Here is a 20,367-nt window from a genome sequence, read left to right as displayed (position 1 = left end):
GATCACGCGGGGTGGCCTCCAGTCGGATCGGTCGGGTGGGGATCGGGAGCGTTGGTGGTGAACACCGGCACGTCGCGGACCGCCGCCAGGTAGGGCGTGCCTTCGGTGTAGCCGGTACCGGACCGGGCCCCGAGCATCCGCACCGCCACCCGGTGGTGGGTACGCCGCCACCGCAGCAGGGTCGCGGCGAACTCGCCCATCCGTCGGGCGACCAGGTCGTGGTCCGCTCCGGCGAGTCGGCCTTCGCCCACGGCCGACCGGTAGGCCTCTTCGACGGTGGGTTGACCGGCCCGCACCCGGGCCAGGACCTCCGGCACCGACCGGTAGGCCACCGAATCCAGCCGGCCCTCGCCGGGCGTACGGCACAGCGACTCCACGAGCTTGTAGGAGCGGGACTGGATCGCACTGGCCCCCTCGGTGTACTGCCGAAACGTCTGGAACGACGTCCGCTGCATCGTGGCCAGCAGCGAGAACAGCGGGCCGGCGGACCCGAGCAGGTCCCGCGCGTAGGCCAGCCGGGCGGCGGCGGGGCGGGCGGCGTCCACGGCCAGCGCGGCAACGACGCCACCCAGTTCGTCGGCGACCCCGGCGAAGAGGCATTCGTACGCTTGAAGAACCCGGATGAACAGGTACTCGTCGTGGGTGACGTGCACGGGCAGCATGCTCAGTCGCAGCGACTGGTCCGCGGCCGCGCCGAGTTCGGCGGCGACCACGCTCAGCGCGGTGGCGACGGTCGCCGGATCGCCGGCACCGACCGCCCCGGTCAGACCGAGGCGGGTCAGCGCCGGCGAGGCGGCTCGGACGCCGAGCCGGCAGCGCTTGGCCACCAGTTCCGGCCCGGGCCGCCCCAGCGGGAGGAGGTCGGTGGTGTGGGTGGCAGCGGCCAGTTCGAAAACGAGCGCGTCGGCCACCAGGCGGATGACGAGCCGGTCACGGGCACGCCGGGCGGACGTGTCGTCCTCGGCCGGTGGCGGGTCGTCCGCTCCGCAGGGCAGCCGGAGCAGCCGCAGCGCAAGATAGCTGCGGTAGTCGTAGCGACCGTCCCACTTGTCCAGTGTGGCGTCGAGGAAGTCGCGCAGCAGCGGGGCCGGTTCGCCCCGTCCGGTCACCCTCGCCCGGGCCTCGTCGAGGAGGGCGAGTACGTTCTTTTCGACAAAGTGTTTACCGACGCGCTGGAATTCGCCCAGCACCGAATGGTACGGAAACACATCAGGGTCGGCCGCACCCGACAGCCAGCTCGTCAGTTCACGCACGAACCACACCTCGGCATTCTGAGACGGGTCGTATTCGGGGATCGGCCCTCCTCGTCGAAGGCCGGTCGTCAGGGACGGGCGGTGCCGGAATTATCAGTCGGGGAATTGAGTCGGACCTGCCACAAATCCGGGAAGAATCGGTGTCCGACGAGTTTGGCCAGCATATTTGCGGGGCTGCCCGGAGTGCCGGCCGGAGCATGCCCCCCGACCCGCAGGGTCAACTGGTAGTGCCGCACCCGCCACAGCGACACCCGCTCGTCCCACTCCAGCATCGCCTCGGCCAGGCGGTGCACCGGGTCGGCCGGGGCTGCCCGGCGCAGCGCCGCCGGCTCGGTCCCCCCGGCGGCGAGGTGCCCGGCGAAGGCGCGACCGAGCTGCACGCTGAGCGACCGGACCCGCTTCCAGCCGGGTGATTCGGCGCCGGATCCGTTGCCCAGCGCGGGCTGCATGGCTTGAAAGTCCACTGGGGACAGATGAGTCAGCATCTCCAGCTGGTCGGTGATCAGCCGCACCGCGAGAGTCGCCCGACCCAACAGCACCTCCGCCGCCGCCGGGTCCCCCGCGTCCACCTGAGCCACCGCCTCGGTCAACTCCGACGCCGCCAGTTTCAGCCACAACTCGGTGGACTGGTGCACCACCTGGAACAGCAGCTCATCGCGGTGGATCATCTCCGCCGGAGTGCGTTGAAGTCCGAGCAGCGCGCCCGTACGCATATAGCGCTCATAGTCCGTGGCGCCGTCGCCCGGCAAGACAGGTGACTGATCGCGCTTCACGGAATGGCCTCCTCGGTCGGGCGTCAGAACGGCCGGTTCGGCCACGTCGTGAGCGGGCGGAGATGGACATCATCCAATGAAAAACGCCAATGCGCTACCCACCTGTCACGAATTCGGAGCGGAACGTCACGACGACGAACGCAACCCGCGGCACGGCTCTGCCGGTTTCGTCCCTTCGCCGTGTGGTCGCTGGCTTCCGGCTGTCCGCAGGCTTGCGGTGAACAGCAGACCGACCGCGACCACGCCCATGGTGATGGACAGCGAGCGCAGGATTCCGACGTGCTCCGCGAGGAAGCCGAGCAGTGGGGGTCCGGCCAGGAAGGCCGTGTAACCGATGGAGGAGACCACGCCGACCCGGATCGCTGCGCGGCTCGGATCATCGGCTGCCGCGCTGATGCCGAGCGGAAACCCCATCGCGGTGCCCAAGCCCCAGGTGATGACTCCGACCAGGGCAAATGCTTGGTGTGGGCCGAAGATCGTGACGGCGAGGCCGGACATGGCGAGGACGGCGCTGGCGCGGGTGACGAGTCTCGGGCCGTATCGGTCGACGAGTGGCGGCCCGAACCATCGGCCGATGGTCATCGCGGCGACGAATATCGCGAAGCTCAGCGAGCCTGCGGCCACCGAGGTGTGGTGACCCTCGATCATGGCGGACGCAAGCCAGTCGTTGCCGGTGCCCTCGGAGAACGCCATGCTCAACACGAAGATGCCGAGAGCGAGCGTGCGTGGTTCGGTCCACGCGCGCAAGGCGTCGCGTGTCGGGTGGTGCGTGGACGGCCGGGTGTCGGTGGCCAGATACCGGCGAGTGGACAGTGGTACGGCAATGGCGATCAGAGCTGCGACGACGCCCAGGTGGACGACGACCGGGATGTGCAGTGCGGCGCAGGCTGCGGCGAGCCCGGCGCCGATGACAGTTCCGCCGCTCAGCGAGGCGTGGAACCGGGACATCATCGACGTGCCGGCTCGTTGCTCGACGGCAGCGGCCTCGACGTTCATCGCCACGTCCCAGATGCCGGTACCCAAGCCGAGAAGGGCAAGGCCCATGGCCGTGACGGTGAAGGCGCCCTGTGCGCCGATTCCGGACAGGCAAAGGCCGGCCGCGCTGGCCAGGCTGGCTACGGCAACGGCGCGGCGTGGGCTGGTGTGGGCCACGAACGGTCCGGCCGTCAACAGCGAGATGATCGATCCGATCGGCAGGGCGAGCAGCAACAATCCCAGTTGTCGCGGGCTCAGCTGAAGCTGCGACTTGACGCTCGGGATGCGGGCCGCCCAGGTAGCGAAGGCGAATCCGCTGCTGACGAACGCGAGGTACACCGCCGCGGTGGCGGCTCGCACCTGGGCACGGCTGATACCCGCCGGCCCGACCAGCGACCTCGACCGGTCGCGTGCGCCAACGGGATTACCGGTCATCCGCCACGTCCCTAGGCACGAGACGACGGACCGACGCCCTGATCTTTCCGGGATCGACCGGCCGGGTGGACAGGGTCGCGTGCAGGAGCAGCCCTTCGATCAACGCGTCGAGTGTCTCCGCGGTGTCGGGGTCGAAGTGTCGCTGCAACGATCGGCGGGTGCTGTCCATCCACGCCTGTGTGATCAGCCGGAGCTGGGGATTGCGTGCCGCCGCGGCGTACAGTTCGTAGGCGAGGACCGCGCTGCGCTGGTTGTCGGCCAAGTCGGCCAACAACGCCTCGACGACTTTCCCGCGGGCGTCGGTCCCTGGTTCGATCGCCGCCATCTGCGCGTCGAACGCCGCCGCTGCCGTCTCCGCCAGATGCGTGAAGGCCGACGTCAGGAGATGTTCCAGGCTGGCGAAGTGGTACGTGACAGAGCCCAGCGGCACGTCGGCGGCAGCGGCCACCCGACGGTGGGTCGTTCCCGCCACACCATGCTCGGCGATGACATCCAGAGTGACCGCTATCAGCCGTTGACGCCGGTCCGGCTCATACCGGCGACGGCCTCTACCGGCGGACTGCTGCCCGCTGGTCATCTGTCGTGAACCGACCGGATGACGCGAGCGGGGTTGCCCACGGCGACAACGTCGGCGGGAATGTCCTTCGTGACGACCGCGCCGGCGCCGATCACGGAGTTGTCGCCGATGGTGACGCCGGGGCAGATCACGGCCATGCCGCCGATCCACACGTTGTTGCCGATCGTGATCGGCAGAGCGGCCTCCCATTTGGCGCGGCGCGGCTCCGGGTCGATCGGATGCGTCGGCGTCAACAACTGCACGTTCGGACCCATCAGCACGTCCTCACCGATGAGGATCTACGCGACATCCAGGGCCATCAACCCGTAGTTGATGAACGTCCGCGCGCCGACGTGGAGGTGACTGCCGTAGTCGACGTGCAGGGGAGGGCGGATCTCCACCTCGGCGCCTACCGAACCCAGCAACTGGTCAAGCAGGCCCCGGCGCCCCGCAGCATCTCGCGGATCGCTGTCATTGAACGCCTTGGTCAGCACCATCGCCTGGCGCATCTCGGCTTCCAACTCCGAGTCAGCACCCCGGTAGAGATCGCCAGCGAGCATGCGCTCCCGCATGGAGCGCGAGTCGCCCTCAACAAGATCAGGAAAACCCATGCGTACGATCGTACAAACATTGTACGTTCGTACGCAACGGGAGGCAGGCCTAAGTCCTGGCCCACGCGGTCGCCGCAATGTCATTGGACATGACCGCGCTGGCGGTGCGGGCCGCGATCCTCCTCCATGACGAGCGCCTGGATCCGGCGCACGGTCGCGCCCGGCGCGAAGATCGCCTCCCGCCATCGCTGCAATGTTCTGGTCAGATCCCACACGGTCGTTCGCAGCTCCCGCAGTTCTCGCTGTGAGGCCGTCAACTGTTCCCGGACGGACAGTGCCTCGGTCTCCAGTTCCGTGACCCGCGACCGCAGCGGCTGCACCAGAGCCAGCGCCGCGTCGGTCAACGCTCCGGCCGTGTCGGCCTTCAACTTCCGCCGCTGCATGGCGACCGTGGCAAGAACGCCGAGCCCGCTCGCGCCGCCGAACAACCCGAGCGCGGAGATCAACAGCTGTACCCAGTACGGCGAGCCGGAAGCCTGGGCGGTCATCATGTCTCCCCTTCAGGGGACGGACAGACACCGGCCTCGGGCAGACGCATGAGCATGCGCAGGGACCGCACGATCTCGGCCGAGCGCAACCACGAGCCGGCCGCCACGGCGCTGACGAACGACGCGGCCACCACCGCCTGCCCGCCGGCGACCGCCAGGACGGCGACGACGTACATCGCCGCGATCGCGCCGAGCATGAGCACCGCAGCGAGTTCGATGCCGAGCCCGGTGCCGAGTTGCCCCGGCCAGAACATGCCGAGCAGGCCCGCGACACCGACGACGATCAGGCCGAACTCCCAGCTGATCTTGATCGCGTACGGCATCGCCAACTCCACCGACTGTGGCCGGACGTTCAGCGCGACCAGCAGGACACCGCAGACGGGCGCGGTGACGAGGACCGCGAACTCGTAGACGCGATGTGTCGTCCGCTTGTAGAAGTTTCCCATGCCCGACTCCTCTCCCAGCCACACCTCGGGTCGACGTGCAGCAAGCCAAGCCAGCACGCCCCGTGCCGTCGTCGAGCGGCCCAGCGCCTGAGGAAGACACGGTCGGCGGCATGGCGGAAAGCCGGGGCGAGCAGAAGGGCATCCGCCCGTCTGCTGCCGCAGATACCGACCAAACCGCTCGGCCGGGCTGCGGCGCTCACCGCCATGAATCCAACATATGCCCAGGTCAGAGGCGCATTGACGCCCTGCGGACAGAACCCGGCCAGCACAGTGCCCAGAACGCCAATTGTCGGATTATCGACAGCGGTCTAACGGTGCACCGGATGGCTCATTCGATAGGCGAAGGCGGCCGGCGCACGAGCCGTCGTTGGTCGAATCCGGCGGCGACCGACGAGCGATGCGCCCTACGGCCTGCCGCCCTGACGTCGCTCCCATGACTGGTAACGACATTGACCGAAGGCACCTTCTCCGGTCGCCCACACCGACAGCACCTCGCCGGCTAACCTCGCACTCGCGCTGCGGGTGCTGCCGATCCCCGCCACCGCCAAGGTCGGGCTGTTGGCGGCCGGCGCCGTGGCCAGCGCCTTCGGGTTGGCGGCAACCGTAAGGTCAGCGAGCGGGCGCCCTCGACCGGGCGTGGCCCGCTCTTGTCGGGCACGCTGTTGATCGATACGGTCGCGGCCATGCATTCGAGTTACCTGTCGTGGGGCGAGGCGAAGGCCCTGTTCGACAGCCGAGGCTTCGCCGAGTCGTCCTACCGGAACCTGTACGCGGAGGAGTACATCCTCCATCCGGGCAGTGCCCTGGTTGGTGGCGCCTTCCCGCTCAACGGCCATGACCGGCACCCGTGGCGCGATACCACTCCGGACGCCGCCACCGGGTACATCGTCGATGGCGACCTCACCGTCGACGGCAACATCTTCGACTGGGACGACGGCGCCAGCGCCTTGATCGTGTTGGGCGACCTCCGCGCCGCCAACATCTACCTGGGCTGTGACACGAAGCTCCTCGTACAGGGCAGCGTCGAGGTCGAGACCTTTGTGGGCGACATGACCGACAAGCTGGTGATGATCCACGGTGACCTGCGTACGCGGTTGACGATCATGTGGGACGGCTTCTGTCCGGACCTGGTCGGCGGCTGCCTCTACGGCCGCACACTTGCCCCCGACTACATCGACCTGCCGGGCGACACCATCGGTCGGGTCGAGGACCCAACACCCGACGTCCCGCTCGCCGACCTGCTCGTCGGGGAGGTGCTCGCCGACGCCGACCCGGTCGACCCGTATGCCGTCGAGCTCGGTGTGCACAAGCGGCGCCTCTACGACCGGATCACGCAGGGACTTCCGGTCGCCCGGGGCGGCCGCCGCGTCGCCCCGCTGGAGATCCCGGCGTAGCGGTGTCGTTCGTCGCGCCTGCCGCCGGCGTCCCGACTCAGACCTCCACAGCCGTCAATTTCCACCGTGCCGCGGCCCTGGCGCCGCCAGGCGGATCACCTCGATCTGACCGTCCAGGCGGAGCGGGCCGGCGGCGTACGGAATCAGCAGCGTGTCCCCCCGCCGCAGCGACAGGTCGTCCTTCTCGCCGGTCAGTCGGCCCTCGCCGGCTACCACGACGAGGACGCTGAACCCCTGCTCGATGCGGTCGCCGCCGTGCCGGCGGTGGGCGGCGAAGAACTCGTCTGCGGCCTCGGGCAGCAGCCGATCCGAGCCGCGCAGGCGGTCGAGCCGCGCCGGTGTCCACCTGCCGCGGTCGACGCACTGCAGGGCCAGGTCGTAGCCGAGGCCCAGATGGCCGTCGGGAAGGCCGAAGCTGTCGTACTCGAGCAGCACGGAGAAGTCGGTCGGCTCCTGGACCTCGACCAGCAGGATGCCGTCGCCGATCGCGTGTGGCAGGCCGGCGGGGCAGAGGATCGCGTCGCCGGCCGACACCGGGATCTTGTTGGTGGCGTCGAGCATCTGCTCGGTCTGCTGCCCGGTCACCCAGCCGGCCAGTTCGTCTGCCGGCACGTCGCGGGCGAAGCCGAGGTGGACGTACGCGTCGGGGCGCGCCGAGACGATCACCCAGGCTTCGGTCTTTCCGTACGGCGACGCCAGGTGGGCGTTCGCGAAGCGGCGGTCCGGGTGTACGTGCAGCGGCAGTCGCTGGCCGGCGTCGAGCAGCTTCACGAGCACGCCGGTGTCGGTGCGTTCCGGGCCGAGCCACCAGCGCGGGTCGGCGGCGATCGCCTCCGCGAGCAGTCGGCCGTCGGAGAGCGTGGACAGCCCGGATGGGCCCAGCCCGAATCGGGTGGTCACCGAGCCGACCCAGTCCTCGGGGCGGTCGGGCAGCGCGGGGACGTTGCGGAATCCGGCTATCCGGCCCGCGCCCTGGTAGAACGTCTCCGGCTGGTTGGCGGTCAGCACTTCAACGGTCATCAGCCTCTGGTCCGATCGAGAGGGGTGGGGGTGCGCTGACGGGCGAGCGCGGCGAGGAAGCCGCCGACGAACGTGTCGCCCAGCCCGACGGTGGTGGGGTTCCGGACGTCGAGCGCGAACCCGGGGACGCAGTAGACCGTGTCGCGCATTCGCTGGCGCAGCGCCGCGGCGAAGGCCACGGACTCGGGGCGTCGCGGTTGTCGGCGCAGGCGAGCCGCGTCGTCGTCGGTGAACTCGTCGCCGTGGCAGTAGCGGGTGGCGGCCATGACGGTGCCGGTGTCGAGGGCGTCGGCGTAGTCGGACGTCTGTGGGCCGAACGCGATGGCCCAGTACTTCGTGTGCAGGACCAGCGTCGGTACGGGGATGAGCGCGTGCAGCGCCGTGAGCGCGTCCGCGATCTCTCCCACCGAGAGCAGGTCGACCGGGTGCCCGAGATACGACTGCAGCTCGTCCTCGTTCAGCCCGTACACGTCGATCGCGTCGAGCAGCGCGTCCCGGACCCGGCGGCTGAACGCGGGCTCGTGGTACGCCGCGTCCTCGAAGTAGGTCACCGCCCCGGGTGGCAGCTGCCGCATGTGTGCGCGCAGTTCGGCGAGCCGGTCATCGAGCTGCTCGGCGGAGCGCATGGCGTTGAACCCGGAGATCAGGAACAGCTCCGCCGTGCCGAGCCGGTCGCCGAGGTCGCCGCTGAGCAGCATGGCGCCGTTGGCCGGGTCGTTGACGTAGATCAGCCGGTTCGGGAACGGCGCGGTGATGTCGAGGTCGCCGGTGCGGATCCGCAGGCCCTGGTCGTACTGGACGATCAGGTGTGGATAGAAGGTGTCCTCGACACCGCTGGAGAGGTAGTCGCCGTCCGGCGGCAGCAGCCGGCGTACGGTGTCGTTGACGCTGACCAGGTGCAGTGTCGACGGCACGTCGAGCCGGCTCATCAGGATCCCGGCCCGCACCGAGGTGCCGCCGAGGGCCACCCGGTGCGGGAACCGGCCGGCGAAGGTCTCCAGCGCCGGGGCCGAGGCGACGAAGTGCTCGCCGCCCCCGCCCCGGGCGACGTAGCCGAGGATCGACACCACGAGGTCCCGCTCGCTGGTCACCGTGGCCGGCGCCGTCAGTTCCGCGGCGACGATGCCGTAGTCGGCGACCAGCTTTTCCATGACGCCGGCGGTCAGCTTCACCTCGTAGTCGACGCAACCGCCGAGGCCGAGGACGACACGGGACGCGTCCGCCATGTCAGTAGAGCGATGCCTTGCCGGCGGCGCCGAACAGTTCGATCTTCTGGGCGGCGACCACGTTCATGGCCTCGATGCAGGCGGGCTGGATGGCGTTGGGCTCGCGCGTCTTGGGGTCGTTGCCAAGTACCTCGCGCATCTTGGCGTGGTAGGCGAGCTTGATGTCGGTGGAGATATTGATCTTGTTGATGCCGATTCGCGCGGCCTCGCGGATCTCGTCGTCCGGGTTGCCGGAGCCGCCGTGCAGCACCAGCGGGATCTGCACCCGGCTCTTGATCTCCTTGAGCAGGTCGAGCTTCAGCTCCGGCTTGAGGTGGGCCGGGTACATGCCGTGGAAGGTGCCGATCGCGATGGCGAGACTGTCCACGCCGGTCTGCTCGACGAACGTGACCGCGTCGTCGGGGTCGGTGTAGATGATCTCAGCGGCACCCGCCTCGGCGTAGCTGTCGTTGCCGCCGATCGTGCCCAGTTCGCCCTCCACCGACACGCCGAGCACGTGCGCGGAGTCGGTGACCTTCCTGGTGATCGCGACGTTCTCCTCGAACGGCTTCAGCGAGCCGTCGATCATCACGGAGGTGAAGCCGAACTGGACCGCCTGGAGGATCTGCTCGTAGGTGGCGCCGTGGTCCCAGTGGATCGCGATCGGGACGCTCGACTTGTGCGCCCGCTCGATGATGCCGGCGATCATCTCGCGCCCGATGTGCCGCACCTCGTCGGGGTGGATCGCGACGATCAGGGGGGCGTCCGTCTCCTCGCTGATCTCCACGATGCCCTTGAACATCGCCCAGTCGCTGATGTTGAAGGCGGGCACGGCGAAGCTGTGCGCGTTGGCGACGTCGAGGATCGCCTTACCGGTCGTCAGCATTTCCGAGTTTCTCCTTATTGCTGGGTGTGTCAGGTGTTGCCGGTCGGGTCAGGCCTTCACGGCGCCGGCGGTGAGCCCACCGATGAACCGCCGCTGGAAGAAGAGGAAGAGAAGAAGGACGGGAATGGACCCGAGGACGCTCATCGCCATCATCTGGTTCCACTCGTACGAGTGCTGGCCCATGAGCAGCTGGATGCCGATGGGTACCGTGCGCATCTCGTCGGTGCGGGTCAGCGTGAGCGCGAACAGGTACTCGTTCCACGAGATCATGAACGTGTAGACACCGACCGCGATCAGGCCGGGCACCGCGGTCGGCACGAGGATCCGCCACAACGCGGTCCAGCTGCTGCCGCCGTCGACCTTGACGGACTCGTCCAGCTCTCGGGGCAGTGTGTTCAGGTACGCGGTGACCATGATGATCGCGTACGGAAGGGTGAACACCATGTGCGTGAGGATCAGGCCGAGATAGGTGTCGTACAGCCCGAGCGCGACGATGAGCCCGAAGTACGGAATGACGAGCGTGATCGGCGGCACCGCCTGGACGCTGACGATCATGGCGTTGATGGTCTTCTTGAAGGGGAAGGTGAAGCGGCTGAACGCGTACCCCGCGAGGACGGCCACCAGGAGCGTCAGGATGGTCACCGCGAAGGCGACGATGTAGCTGTTGAGAAAGAACCGCAGCTGGGCTGCGTTGCCCAGGATGGCGCGGTAGGCGTCGAACGAGAAGCCCTCGGTGATGAGGCTCGGCGGGTTCTGGAAGACCTCACCGTTGCTCTTGAACGAGGTGGAGAGCAGCCACAGGACCGGCAGGCCGGCGAACAGCCCGCCGATGACCAGCCCGGTGACGACGCCGGCTTTGGCGAGGGTGCGCCGAGTCTTGACGGTGGCCATGTGTCTCACCGCTCCCTTTGCGAGCGTACGTAGAAGAAGGCCAGCACCATGGTGAGCAGCAGGACGATCACGGCGGCGGCGGACGCGGTGGCGAACTCGTACTCGCTGAAGGCCTGCTTGTAGGTGAAGGTGCTGAGCATCTCGGTGGCGTTCAGTGGCCCGCCGCCGGTGGTCATCCAGATCAGCGCGAACTGGTGCGAGGTCCAGATCAGGTCGAGCACCGCCATGCTGATGATGACCGGCCGGAGCTGGGGCAGCGTCACGTGGAAGAACCGCTGGAACCAGTTCGTGCCGTCCACCGCGGCGGCCTCGTACAGGTCGTTGGGGATGCCCTGCAACGCGGCCAGCAGGCTGATCATGAAGAACGGGTAGCCGGCCCAGATGTTGACGAAGGTGACCGCCCAGAGCGCCATGCCCGGGTCGCTGAACCAGTTCACGCCCTCCTGGATGAGCCCCAGGGTCTGTAGTACGTGGTTGACCACGCCGGCCGGGTCGAGCAGCAGCCGCCAGATGACGGCGATCACCGCGATGGTGAACAGCCAGGGCAGGATGTAGACGATCCGGAAGATGGCCTTCGTGACGCCGCCCAGCAGCGGACTGTTGAGCATCATCGCGAAGGTGAGGCCGAGGACCAGGTGGGCCAGGGTACTCACCGAGATGAACACGCCGGTGTTCTTCAGCGCGGCCAGGAAGCTCTCGTCGGTGAGCACCTTCGTGTAGTTGGCGAACCCGGCGAAGACCGAGTTCTCCTGGACGATCACGTTGTCCCGGAACGAGTAGCCGATCACCATGACGATGGGGACCACCATCAGGACCACGATCAGCAGCACCGTGGGGGACAGATAGCCGTACGGAACCAGGCGCCGGGCCAGGGTGGAACGGGACCGCCCGGGGACGGCCGGTGCGGCCCGCGTCGAGGTCTCCGGTGCTGTCAAAGTCATGGCTGTCTCCTTGGTCGGGCGCCGCGCCGGCTCGGCGGCGCGGCGCCCGGGCGGGCTACTCGATGACCGAGGACCAGTTCTCCTGGGACTTTGCGAGGGCGTCGTCGACGCTCGACTTGCCGGTCAACACGAGCTGCAGCTGCTCGGCGAAGCTGCGCATCAGGTCCTCGGACTTGGGCAGGCCGACGAACTCGTTGGCCGGGTAGCCCTGCTGGTAGATGTCGAAGGCGGTCTTGAACAGCGGGTCGCTGTTGCCGAAGTCGGGCTCCGCGGTCTTGTTGCCGGGGAAGCCGTTCGCGATCGTGCTCAGCTTCGCGTTCGTCTGCTGGCTCATCAGGTACGAGACGAACTTGAACGCCTCGGCCTTGTGCTTGGTGGAGTTGGAGATACCGATGCCCCACGACGCGTACGGGATACCGCGCTGGCCGGTGAAGCCGTCCTCGGCCGGCAGGGCCGCCACCTCGAAGTTCAGGTCCGGCTTGTTCTTCTTGATCAGGTTGATGTGCGCGAGCGAGTCGATCATCATCCCGACCTGGCCGTTGGTGAACTTCTCGACCTTGTCCTGCTCTTTCATGGTGAGCGAGCCGGGCGCGATGACGCCGGCGTCGTTCAGGCTCTTCACGTACTCGATCGTGCTCTTGACCGGTGCGCTGGTCAGGTTCGGCTTGCCGTCGGCCAGCATGCTGCCGCCGGACGCCCAGAGCCAGGACATGACGTCGTTCTGGACGCCGTTGGGCACGGCGGTGTCGAGCGGGAGCACCCAGCCCTTGACGTCGCCGCCGCTCGCGCTGATCTTCTTGGCCGCGTCGAGGAACTCGGTGCGCGTGGTAGGCGTGCTCGGGACGCCGGCCTTGGTGAGCAGGTCCTTGTTGACGAACAGCGGGTAGACGAAGTTGACCACCGGGATCATGTACGTCTTGCCGTCGACCTGCACCTGGCTGGCGAGCTCGCTGGCGTCGTAGTTCGCGTCGGTCATCAGCTTGGACAGGTCGGTGATCGCGCCCTGCTTGGCGAAGTCGTTGACCCAGGCACCGTCGAGGCCCACCACGTCGGGCAGGGTCTTCGAGGCGGCGCCGGTGAGTAGTTGCTGCTTGGTCGAGGCGTACGGCGCGCTCAGCAACTTGACCTTGATGTTCGGGTTCTCTGTCGTGAAGTCATTGATGATCTTGTCAAACTCCCCGGCCGGCAGTTCGGCGCCCCACCACTGGGCGAACTCCAGCGTCACGGTGCCGTCCGAGGCATCCTCACCCGAGCCGCAGGCCGCGACGAAGGTGACCATCGTCGCCGCTGTCACCGCCCCTATCAGTCGCTTCAGCCGGGTAGCGCGAAACAACATGGCGAGCTCCTTCGATATAGAGATCCCTCTGTTCTCTGCGAGATTGGCGTCACGTTAGCAACGTGTTACAGGCAAAGACAAGAGGAGAACAGCAAGAAGACGCGGAGTGCGGCAAAGTTCAGCGTCAAGCGGTGAGCCGGCCGGGCGCTTTGCGCGTCTTGTGCCGGACCGGGGACGCGGGAGGGACCCCGGACGCACTGCTCGCCGATGCCGCTCCATGCCCTTCTCTGCATCAGTACCGGCGGCCAACGCGCGGTTGTGGCATACTGCCGCATTGACAAGGGGGAAGCATGAGCGTCGACAAGGACGAGCGGCAGCGCCATCTGCCTGCCGGACGCAAGGCTCAGCTGGCCGCGTACGTCGCCGACACCGGCCAGGTCACGGTTAGCGAACTGGCCGAACGCTTCGGCGTCTCCATCGACACCGTCCGGCGTGACCTCGATCAGCTCAGTGCCGACGGGGTCCTCGTCCGCACGTACGGCGGTGCCGTCAGCCTGTCCACCGTCTTCCGCACCGACCGCGCCGTCGACCAGCGACTCACCCTGCAGGAGCAGGAGAAGGAGAAGATCGCGGTGCTGGCCGCGGCGCTGGTCCAGGACAGCTCGACAATCATGATCAACGGCGGGACCACCACCCTGGCGGTCGCCCGCAACCTCGGCCAGCACCGGGACCTCACGGTCGCGACGAACAACCTGCTGGTGCCCGGCGCGCTGCCGCCTACGGCAATCCGTGACATCTACCTCTTCGGCGGTGCGGTGCGCACCCTCACGCTCGCCACGATCGGGCCGGTCAGCTTCCGGGCCAGCGGCGGCGCCGAACTGGACATCAGCTGTGACCTGGCACTGATCGGCGTCGGCGCGGTAGCGGCGGACGCCGGCTACACGACGAGCAACCTCGCCGAAGCCGCGATGATGCAGGAGATGATCGCGCGCGCCGGTCGCGTGGCCATCCTCGCCGACTCCTCCAAGTTCGGCCGCCGGCTGTTCGCCCAGGTCTCCGAGCTGGGCAGCGCCGACTACCTGATCACCGACACCGCGCCGCCGGCCGACCTGCGGGACGCCCTCGCCGCGAACGACGTCAAGGTCATCACCCCGGCGGCCTCACCGCGGCAGCGCGGGACGCGAAGCGCGGTTTAGCCCGCTCACGTCCAGGGCAACTGGGATCGCTCCTGCCAGTACCGGCTGCCCGGCACGGCCAGGTCCGCCCATCGAGCAGGATCCACGGTGAGCGTCTCCGCTCGCAGGTTCGAGGCCAGTTGGTCGCCGGTCGCGGCTCCGGAGAGCACCACGTCCGCCCAGGGCTGATGCAGCGCCGCCGCGAGCGCGACTGCGTCGCCCACGCCCTCGCGGATTGCGAGACGGCCGTTGGCAAGCGCCTCCTTCACGATGACCAGACACCCGGCGTCGTGCGCCTCGGCGAGCGCCGGGCCGACGCTGGGCTCCAGGAGATTCCAGGTGGCCTGCACGCTGCGGAACACGGGCTGACCGCCGAGCCGTACACCGAGCGCGCGGCGGATCGCCTCGGCCTGCGCGGGCCCGCTGGTGGACAGCCCGACCACGACGCCCTGCTCGGCGAGGTCGACGAGTCGGCGGTGCAGGTTCCCGTCGCGCAGGGCGGGGCTGTCCGGAGTGACCGAATGGATCTGGTAAAGATCGAGGCTGTCGCCGAGCAGCGCACCGGTCTCGCCGTACTGCCGGTCGAAGGTGGCGAGGCTGTGGTCCTTGACCTCGTGCGTCTCGGCCTCGACCCGCCAGCCGGCCGTGTAGGTGTAACCCCACTTGCTCCCGACGACGACGTCGATGTCCGGCCGGGCCTGCAGCCACTGCGCCAGGAACTCCTCGGCTCGGCCGTACGAGCGGGCGACGTCGAAGTACCTGACACCCGCCGCGTACGCCTGGTCGAGAAGTTCGCCGGCGCGGGCGCGCAGCGCCTCGACCGTCCGTTCGACCGGCAGGTCTGCGGCCCGCCCGAGGTTGACGTAGCCAGGGCGGCCGACCGCCGCCAGCCCCAGCCCGATCCGGGATGCTCCGGCCAGCCGGTCGATGATCGCCATGATCCCATCCAACACCTCCCGCCGTGCGCTGCCGCCGCCCCCCTCGTCCGCGCAGAGTGCCCAGTAGGCGAATGCGGATGAACGGGGCGTAGCTCACCGCGCTGCCCCGAGGTCGCCGGAGAAGGTGACTTTTGTTCGCCGCCCGGCTCTTTTTGTCATCAGAGATAGAAGTGTGGAGGATTTCGCCAATAGATCTGGACATCTCGATGGCAAGACGGCTAGTGTCGAAACAACATCAACTCATTTCGATGAGGTGGCCGGCGGCGCGGTTACCTCCTTGCCCGAGCGTCACGGCCTGGCCGGGAGACCTCACCCTCCTGGTTGGCGTGCCCACCGACCTCCGGCGCAGCCCGCGCCCTACCGCAGCCGTGTCGGCCCTCGCCGACTCGGTAACGCGGTCGGCGGCATCTCCGTCGCCGACCCGACCCAGGTCGTAGTCCACCGTCCCGATCGAGTCACGTCTGCCCACATACCACCCGCGACCGGCCGGCAGCCACAGCACCGGACCCACCGTCGCGGATCAAGCCGGTATGTGGTCATCCACCATGCCGTCGATCCATGCGAAACCCCCACGGATCGTCGACGGCCCCCCAAGGCTCGCGAAAGGTGTGTTCCACATGCCAGCTTTCCCTGCGCGATGCGGCCCGCCAAGGCGCTCGCGGCTGCTCTCCAGGCTCGGCACCGGCCGACCCCACCGACCGCTGAGGATGCTCGCGGCCATCGTCGCCCTGATCGTCGGCTCCGCGCTGATCGGCGTTCCCGCCGGCGCCCGCCCGACGGACACCGAGCCGGCCGCGGCCGGCGACCCCACGTCGACCGGGCAGTTGCAGGCCCAGGTGCTCACCTGGACGGCCGACAACAGTGTCCAGGCGTACGCCTCCGCACCCACCACCGCGGTCGCCGGACCGGCCACCCTCGTCTTCGAGAACAGCGCCGCGACCGGCAACACCAGCGGCATGCAGCACACCCTCACGTTCGACACCGGAAACCCGCAGTACAACCGCGACGTGGACGTGAACATCCTGGCCGACCCGTTCGACAGCAACCGGGGCCGGTGGACCGTCGACGTGGTGCTCACCGCCGGCACGTACCGCTACTTCTGCGCAATACCCGGGCACGGCACGATGACCGGCCTGCTCGTCGTGAGCGGCGGTGGCGAGGACACGACCCCGCCGACGGTGACCGCCGCGGTCACCGGCGAGCAGAACCAGAACGGGGCCTACATCGGGGCCGCCACGGTGACCCTCGACGCCACCGACACCGGCTCCGGCGTCGACCGGATCGAATACTCCCTCGACGGCGGCGCGTACGGCACCTACACCGCACCGATCACGGTGAGCGCCCCCGGGCAGCACACCGTCGCCTACCGGGCCACCGACAAGGCAGGCAACACCTCCCCCGTCCAGTCGACCGCCTTCCAGGTCGTAGCCCCACCGGACCCGGACACCACCGCACCCACGGTGACCGCCGCGGTCACCGGTGACCAGGACGACGAGGGCGCCTACCTCGGCGCGGCCACCGTCACCCTCACCGCCACCGACACCGAATCCGGCGTCGACCGCATCGAGTACTCCCTCGACGGCCAGGCGTACGCCACCTACACCGCACCGATCACGGTCACCGCCCCCGGACAGCACACCGTCACCTACCGGGCCACCGACAAGGCAGGCAACACCTCCCCACCCCAGTCGACCGCCTTCCAGGTGGTGGCACCACCGGACCCCGACACCACCGCACCCACGGTGACCGCCGCCGTCACCGGCGAGCAGGACGACGACGGCGCCTACCTCGGCATGGCCACCGTCACCCTCACCGCCACCGACACCGAATCCGGCGTCGACCGCATCGAGTACTCCCTCGACGGCCAGGCGTACGCCACCTACACGGCTCCGGTGATGGTGCACCAGCCGGGCCAGCACACCGTCAGCTACCGGGCCACCGACAAGGCGGGCAACACCTCGACCCCGCAGTCCGTCACGTTCCGGGTGGCCGACACGTCCGGCCCGGACACCACGCCGCCGACGGTGACCGGCGGGGTCACCGGCGACCGCGACGACAACGGCGACTATCTCGGGGCCGCCACGGTCACCATCTCCGCCGTCGACACGGAGTCGGGTGTGGACCGGATCGAATACTCCCGCGACGGGCAGACCTACACGGCGTACACCGCTCCGGTGACCGTCAACGAGCCCGGACAGCACACCGTCACCTACCGGGCCACCGACAAGGCGGGCAACACCTCGGCCCCGCAGTCGGTCACGTTCCGGGTGGTCGAGGCGCCGGACCCGGACACCACGGCGCCGACCGTGACCGCCACCGTCGCCGGCAACCGGAACAGCAACGGGGCGTACGTCGGTGCGGCCACCGTGACCGTCGCCGCCATCGACACCGAGTCAGGGGTGCAGCGGATCGAGTACTCCGTCGGCGGGCAGCCGTACGCGGAGTACACCGCTCCGGTGACGGTCAACCAGCCCGGTCAACACACCGTCTCGTACCGAGCCACCGACCGGGCCGGCAACACCTCCACGCCCGGCTCGGTCTCCTTCACCGTGGTCGCCCCGCCTGACCCCGACACCACCGCCCCCACCGTGACCGCCGCGATCGTCGGGCAGCAGGACGGCAGTTGGGCGTACGTCGGCAGCGCCACCATCGTGCTCACCGCCACCGACACCGGCTCCGGCGTCCTGCGCGTCGAGTACGCCCTCGACGGGCGAGGCTACGTCGTCTACTCCGGTCCGCTGACCGTCAACACCCCCGGCGCGCACACGATCAGCTACCGGGCCACCGACCGGGCCGGCAACGTCTCGGGGACCGCGTCGGCCACCTTCACGGTGGTGGCGAGCGGACCGCCGGCACCGAACTGCCGAGTGACCGACACCCGGCCGACGGTCTGGATCGGCACGTTGAACAGCGCGGTGCCCAACCGGGTTGTCGAGGGTCGCTGCTCGATCAACGACCTGATCGAGGACGAGCGGGCCTGGCCCGACCACGCCGAGTTCGTGGCCCACGTGCGGGCGGTCGCCGAGCATCTGCACCACCGCGGCCAGATCCGGCTCAACGAGCAGAACACGCTGATCCGCACGGCCCGCGAATCCGGCGTCGGCAAGTCCGAGACGACGCAGGGCTACCAGCCGCTGCTCGACCGCACCGCCGCCTCGTTCGGGCTGTGGGAGCAGGTCGGCGCCGGTGGCTTCCGGCGCAACGCCGACGGGTCGATCACCAGTCGGGCCGTCGACGGCCTCGGCATGCTCTGGTTTCCCGTCCGCAGCTACGGCGACTTCTCTCTGAAGCTCCAGTGGCGGGACGACGCCCCCGGTGACGGGCGGGCCAACAGCGGAGTCTTCGTCCGCTTCCCGCAGGTGCACCAGCACCCGCAGGAGTCCCGGCCCGAGTGGGTGGCCATCAAGTACGGCCACGAGTTGCAGATCTACGACCGGACCGACGGCGACCAGTACAAGAGCGGATCGGTGTACGGCTTCGACCGGGTCGACCTCGACGGCGCGCAGGTCACCCCCAAGGGCACCTGGAACGACTACGAGATCCGCGTCGTCGGCCAGCACTACTCGGTGTTCCGCAACGGCGAGCTGATCAACGAGTACGTGAACGTCCCCGGCGCGGTCTTCACCCCGCCCCGCGCGGACGATCCCGGCGGCGCCGGACGGCAGAACGCGACCGGCTACATCGGCCTACAGAACCACGGCGCCGGCGACATCATCACCTTCCGCAACGTCCGGATCGCCGCACTGACCCCCTGACGCCGCCACCGCACACCGACCGATCCCGCCCACCAGCGCCGTCGGTGCTGGCCGAGCGATTGGACAGGAACGTTGGACAAGGACACCAAAGACATCGGTGAGGTCGTACTGTCGCCGCCCACCGACCGGCCGGAGCCTCCGCCGGCGTGGCGCGTCCGGCTGCTCGACACCACCGCCGGCCGGGCCGTGACGGTGGCGGTCATCATGCTGATCACGCTCGTCGGCGCGGGCCGGCTGGCCGTGGCCGGCGGCACCACCTCGCCGCCGGCCGAGCCGACGGTCGAGGCTGCGGCAGCGTTGGCGGAACGGCCGGCGGGCTGCGTCACGCCGGACCGCCGACTCCAGCTCTACGCGGTCGAGCTGCCCAGGGATCCGGTGACCAACCAGATCCGGCTCGGCTACGGCCTCACCCCGCAGACGGCCTCCTATCCGGGGCCGACCATGGAGATGATCGAAGGAGAGTGCCTGGCGATCACCCTGCACAACCAGGTGCCGGCCGCGACCCTGGAAACGTTGCGCACCGACGCGGCGCATCCGGTCGGCGTCTCGCTGCACGTACACGGGGTCAAGTACACCCAGTTGTCCGACGGCACGGTGCACAGCAACTCCTTCGTGCCGCCGGGCGGGTCGCGGACGTACATCTGGTTCGCCAAGCCGCGCACCGCGACCTCCCAGGGCACCGCCGGCTACTGGTGGTACCACGACCACGTGGTCGGCGGGCCGCACGGCACCCAGGGTCTGCGCTCCGGGCTGTTCGGCGGCCTCGTCGTACGTCGGCAGGGAGACCTGAGGCCCCACCGGACCTACGTGACGGCCTTCGGCGACCGGCAGACCATCAACCTGCGGCGCAGCGCGGAGGCGGACACCTGCGATCCGGTCAACCCACAGCCCGGCCCGACCTGCCTGGTCGCCAAGGTCGGCGAACGGGTCGAGTTCATCGTGATCGGCATCGGCGACGACATGCACACGTTCCACGTGCACGGCCACTCCTGGGCGGACACCCGGACCGGCATGGTCGAGGGCGGCAACAAGGCCCTCACCGACTCGATCCCGGTCATCGACAACAAGACCCTCGGCCCGGGTGACAGCTTCGGCGTGCAGTTCGTCGCCGGCGACTCAGTAGGACCGGGTCACTGGATGCTGCACTGCCACATGCAGTTCCACTCCGACCTGGGCATGTCGACGACGTTGCACGTGCTCGACGAGAACGGGCAGATGCCGCCGCACGCCGGCGGCCACCAACCGGCAGTGCCGGCACCGAACGCCGCGGCGCCGGCCGGCGCGCACACGAACCACCGATGACCCGCGGCACCCCCCACCACCAACCGAGCATCCTGCCAGCGCCTCAA

At 68.9% G+C, this 20,367-nt stretch carries 19 protein-coding genes; 4 read left to right on the top strand and 15 right to left on the bottom strand.

Annotation, left to right across the window (positions count from 1 at the left end):
* Positions 1–2: 2 nt before the first annotated feature.
* The 8 genes from C1I95_RS02480 to C1I95_RS02445 all read right to left on the bottom strand — a co-directional run bounded on the left by C1I95_RS02480 (position 3) and on the right by C1I95_RS02445 (position 5,537).
* The gene (locus tag C1I95_RS02480) at positions 3–1,262 is read right to left on the bottom strand and encodes a tryptophan 2,3-dioxygenase (RefSeq protein ID WP_111212103.1); all 1,260 of its coding nucleotides are present in this window, start codon (positions 1,260–1,262) and stop codon (positions 3–5) included.
* Positions 1,263–1,321: 59 nt separating this feature from the next.
* The gene (locus tag C1I95_RS02475) at positions 1,322–2,026 is read right to left on the bottom strand and encodes a tryptophan 2,3-dioxygenase family protein (RefSeq protein WP_111212102.1); all 705 of its coding nucleotides are present in this window, start codon (positions 2,024–2,026) and stop codon (positions 1,322–1,324) included.
* Positions 2,027–2,152: 126 nt separating this feature from the next.
* Positions 2,153–3,361: an MFS transporter gene (locus C1I95_RS02470; RefSeq protein ID WP_158566262.1), complete on the bottom strand. Its 1,209-nt coding sequence runs from the start codon at positions 3,359–3,361 to the stop codon at positions 2,153–2,155.
* A 64-nt stretch (positions 3,362–3,425) separates the two neighbouring features.
* A complete protein-coding gene (locus C1I95_RS02465; RefSeq protein ID WP_111212100.1) occupies positions 3,426–4,013 on the bottom strand; it encodes a TetR/AcrR family transcriptional regulator in 588 nt (195 codons plus the stop codon).
* On the bottom strand, positions 4,010–4,267 hold the full coding sequence (locus C1I95_RS37050) for a DapH/DapD/GlmU-related protein (protein ID WP_111212108.1): 258 nt from the start codon (positions 4,265–4,267) through the stop codon (positions 4,010–4,012). Before C1I95_RS37050 ends, C1I95_RS02465 begins: the two co-directional genes overlap by 4 nt.
* A gap of 24 nt (positions 4,268–4,291) precedes the next feature.
* Positions 4,292–4,603: a maltose acetyltransferase domain-containing protein gene (locus C1I95_RS37045; RefSeq protein ID WP_158566260.1), complete on the bottom strand. Its 312-nt coding sequence runs from the start codon at positions 4,601–4,603 to the stop codon at positions 4,292–4,294.
* Positions 4,604–4,683: 80 nt separating this feature from the next.
* A complete protein-coding gene (locus C1I95_RS02450) occupies positions 4,684–5,091 on the bottom strand; it encodes a hypothetical protein (protein ID WP_146605615.1) in 408 nt (135 codons plus the stop codon).
* Positions 5,091–5,537, bottom strand: a complete 447-nt coding sequence (locus tag C1I95_RS02445) for a hypothetical protein (RefSeq protein ID WP_111212097.1) — start codon at positions 5,535–5,537, stop codon at positions 5,091–5,093. Before C1I95_RS02445 ends, C1I95_RS02450 begins: the two co-directional genes overlap by 1 nt.
* A 683-nt stretch (positions 5,538–6,220) precedes the next feature.
* On the opposite strand from C1I95_RS02445, the gene C1I95_RS02440 reads away from it, so the two are divergent.
* On the top strand, positions 6,221–6,931 hold the full coding sequence (locus tag C1I95_RS02440) for a hypothetical protein (RefSeq protein ID WP_111212096.1): 711 nt from the start codon (positions 6,221–6,223) through the stop codon (positions 6,929–6,931).
* A gap of 54 nt (positions 6,932–6,985) precedes the next feature.
* Here C1I95_RS02440 and C1I95_RS02435 read toward each other — a convergent pair whose 3' ends face one another.
* The 6 genes from C1I95_RS02435 to C1I95_RS02410 are packed head-to-tail and all read right to left on the bottom strand — an operon-like array spanning position 6,986 to position 13,210.
* On the bottom strand, positions 6,986–7,951 hold the full coding sequence (locus C1I95_RS02435) for a class I mannose-6-phosphate isomerase (RefSeq protein WP_111212095.1): 966 nt from the start codon (positions 7,949–7,951) through the stop codon (positions 6,986–6,988).
* A complete protein-coding gene (locus C1I95_RS02430) occupies positions 7,951–9,177 on the bottom strand; it encodes an ADP-dependent glucokinase/phosphofructokinase (RefSeq protein WP_111212094.1) in 1,227 nt (408 codons plus the stop codon). Before C1I95_RS02430 ends, C1I95_RS02435 begins: the two co-directional genes overlap by 1 nt.
* 1 nt (position 9,178) lies before the next feature.
* Entirely contained in the window at positions 9,179–10,042 is an 864-nt protein-coding gene (locus C1I95_RS02425) for a ketose-bisphosphate aldolase (protein WP_111212093.1), read from the bottom strand.
* A gap of 48 nt (positions 10,043–10,090) precedes the next feature.
* Complete coding sequence (locus C1I95_RS02420) at positions 10,091–10,933, bottom strand: carbohydrate ABC transporter permease (protein ID WP_111212092.1); 843 nt, start codon at positions 10,931–10,933, stop codon at positions 10,091–10,093.
* Positions 10,934–10,938: 5 nt separating this feature from the next.
* Positions 10,939–11,874, bottom strand: a complete 936-nt coding sequence (locus C1I95_RS02415) for a carbohydrate ABC transporter permease (RefSeq protein ID WP_111212091.1) — start codon at positions 11,872–11,874, stop codon at positions 10,939–10,941.
* A gap of 55 nt (positions 11,875–11,929) precedes the next feature.
* Positions 11,930–13,210, bottom strand: a complete 1,281-nt coding sequence (locus C1I95_RS02410; protein ID WP_111212090.1) for an ABC transporter substrate-binding protein — start codon at positions 13,208–13,210, stop codon at positions 11,930–11,932.
* 290 nt (positions 13,211–13,500) lie between these two features.
* On the opposite strand from C1I95_RS02410, the gene C1I95_RS02405 reads away from it, so the two are divergent.
* The gene (locus C1I95_RS02405; protein ID WP_111212089.1) at positions 13,501–14,346 is read left to right on the top strand and encodes a DeoR/GlpR family DNA-binding transcription regulator; all 846 of its coding nucleotides are present in this window, start codon (positions 13,501–13,503) and stop codon (positions 14,344–14,346) included.
* Positions 14,347–14,351: 5 nt separating this feature from the next.
* On the opposite strand, the gene C1I95_RS02400 is transcribed toward C1I95_RS02405, so the two are convergent.
* Positions 14,352–15,263, bottom strand: a complete 912-nt coding sequence (locus C1I95_RS02400) for an aldo/keto reductase (RefSeq protein ID WP_111212088.1) — start codon at positions 15,261–15,263, stop codon at positions 14,352–14,354.
* Between the two features lie 617 nt (positions 15,264–15,880).
* Between C1I95_RS02400 and C1I95_RS02390 the strand changes: the two genes are divergently transcribed.
* A complete protein-coding gene (locus tag C1I95_RS02390; RefSeq protein ID WP_438941271.1) occupies positions 15,881–19,018 on the top strand; it encodes an OmpL47-type beta-barrel domain-containing protein in 3,138 nt (1,045 codons plus the stop codon).
* 72 nt (positions 19,019–19,090) lie between these two features.
* Positions 19,091–20,320: a multicopper oxidase domain-containing protein gene (locus C1I95_RS02385; RefSeq protein ID WP_111212085.1), complete on the top strand. Its 1,230-nt coding sequence runs from the start codon at positions 19,091–19,093 to the stop codon at positions 20,318–20,320.
* Positions 20,321–20,367 lie beyond the last annotated feature (47 nt).

The sequence above is a fragment of the Micromonospora craterilacus genome (assembly GCF_003236315.1).
Classification (GTDB): domain Bacteria; phylum Actinomycetota; class Actinomycetes; order Mycobacteriales; family Micromonosporaceae; genus Micromonospora; species Micromonospora craterilacus.
Note: the sequence above shows the minus strand (reverse complement) of the source record. Positions and strands in the feature narration are given on the sequence as shown.

What these genes read in the sequence shown, in the direction of transcription:
- C1I95_RS02465 (WP_111212100.1), bottom strand. Translation starts at nt 4,013, where the DNA reads ATGACCAGCGGGCAGCAGTCCGCCGGTAGAGGCCGTCGCCGGTATGAG.
- C1I95_RS37050 (WP_111212108.1), bottom strand. Translation starts at nt 4,267, where the DNA reads ATGGGTCCGAACGTGCAGTTGTTGACGCCGACGCATCCGATCGACCCG.
- C1I95_RS37045 (WP_158566260.1), bottom strand. Translation starts at nt 4,603, where the DNA reads ATGGGTTTTCCTGATCTTGTTGAGGGCGACTCGCGCTCCATGCGGGAG.
- C1I95_RS02450 (WP_146605615.1), bottom strand. Translation starts at nt 5,091, where the DNA reads ATGACCGCCCAGGCTTCCGGCTCGCCGTACTGGGTACAGCTGTTGATC.
- C1I95_RS02445 (WP_111212097.1), bottom strand. Translation starts at nt 5,537, where the DNA reads ATGGGAAACTTCTACAAGCGGACGACACATCGCGTCTACGAGTTCGCG.
- C1I95_RS02440 (WP_111212096.1), top strand. Translation starts at nt 6,221, where the DNA reads ATGCATTCGAGTTACCTGTCGTGGGGCGAGGCGAAGGCCCTGTTCGAC.
- C1I95_RS02435 (WP_111212095.1), bottom strand. Translation starts at nt 7,951, where the DNA reads ATGACCGTTGAAGTGCTGACCGCCAACCAGCCGGAGACGTTCTACCAG.
- C1I95_RS02430 (WP_111212094.1), bottom strand. Translation starts at nt 9,177, where the DNA reads ATGGCGGACGCGTCCCGTGTCGTCCTCGGCCTCGGCGGTTGCGTCGAC.
- C1I95_RS02425 (WP_111212093.1), bottom strand. Translation starts at nt 10,042, where the DNA reads ATGCTGACGACCGGTAAGGCGATCCTCGACGTCGCCAACGCGCACAGC.
- C1I95_RS02420 (WP_111212092.1), bottom strand. Translation starts at nt 10,933, where the DNA reads ATGGCCACCGTCAAGACTCGGCGCACCCTCGCCAAAGCCGGCGTCGTC.
- C1I95_RS02415 (WP_111212091.1), bottom strand. Translation starts at nt 11,874, where the DNA reads ATGACTTTGACAGCACCGGAGACCTCGACGCGGGCCGCACCGGCCGTC.
- C1I95_RS02410 (WP_111212090.1), bottom strand. Translation starts at nt 13,210, where the DNA reads ATGTTGTTTCGCGCTACCCGGCTGAAGCGACTGATAGGGGCGGTGACA.
- C1I95_RS02405 (WP_111212089.1), top strand. Translation starts at nt 13,501, where the DNA reads ATGAGCGTCGACAAGGACGAGCGGCAGCGCCATCTGCCTGCCGGACGC.
- C1I95_RS02400 (WP_111212088.1), bottom strand. Translation starts at nt 15,263, where the DNA reads ATGGCGATCATCGACCGGCTGGCCGGAGCATCCCGGATCGGGCTGGGG.
- C1I95_RS02390 (WP_438941271.1), top strand. Translation starts at nt 15,881, where the DNA reads ATGCCAGCTTTCCCTGCGCGATGCGGCCCGCCAAGGCGCTCGCGGCTG.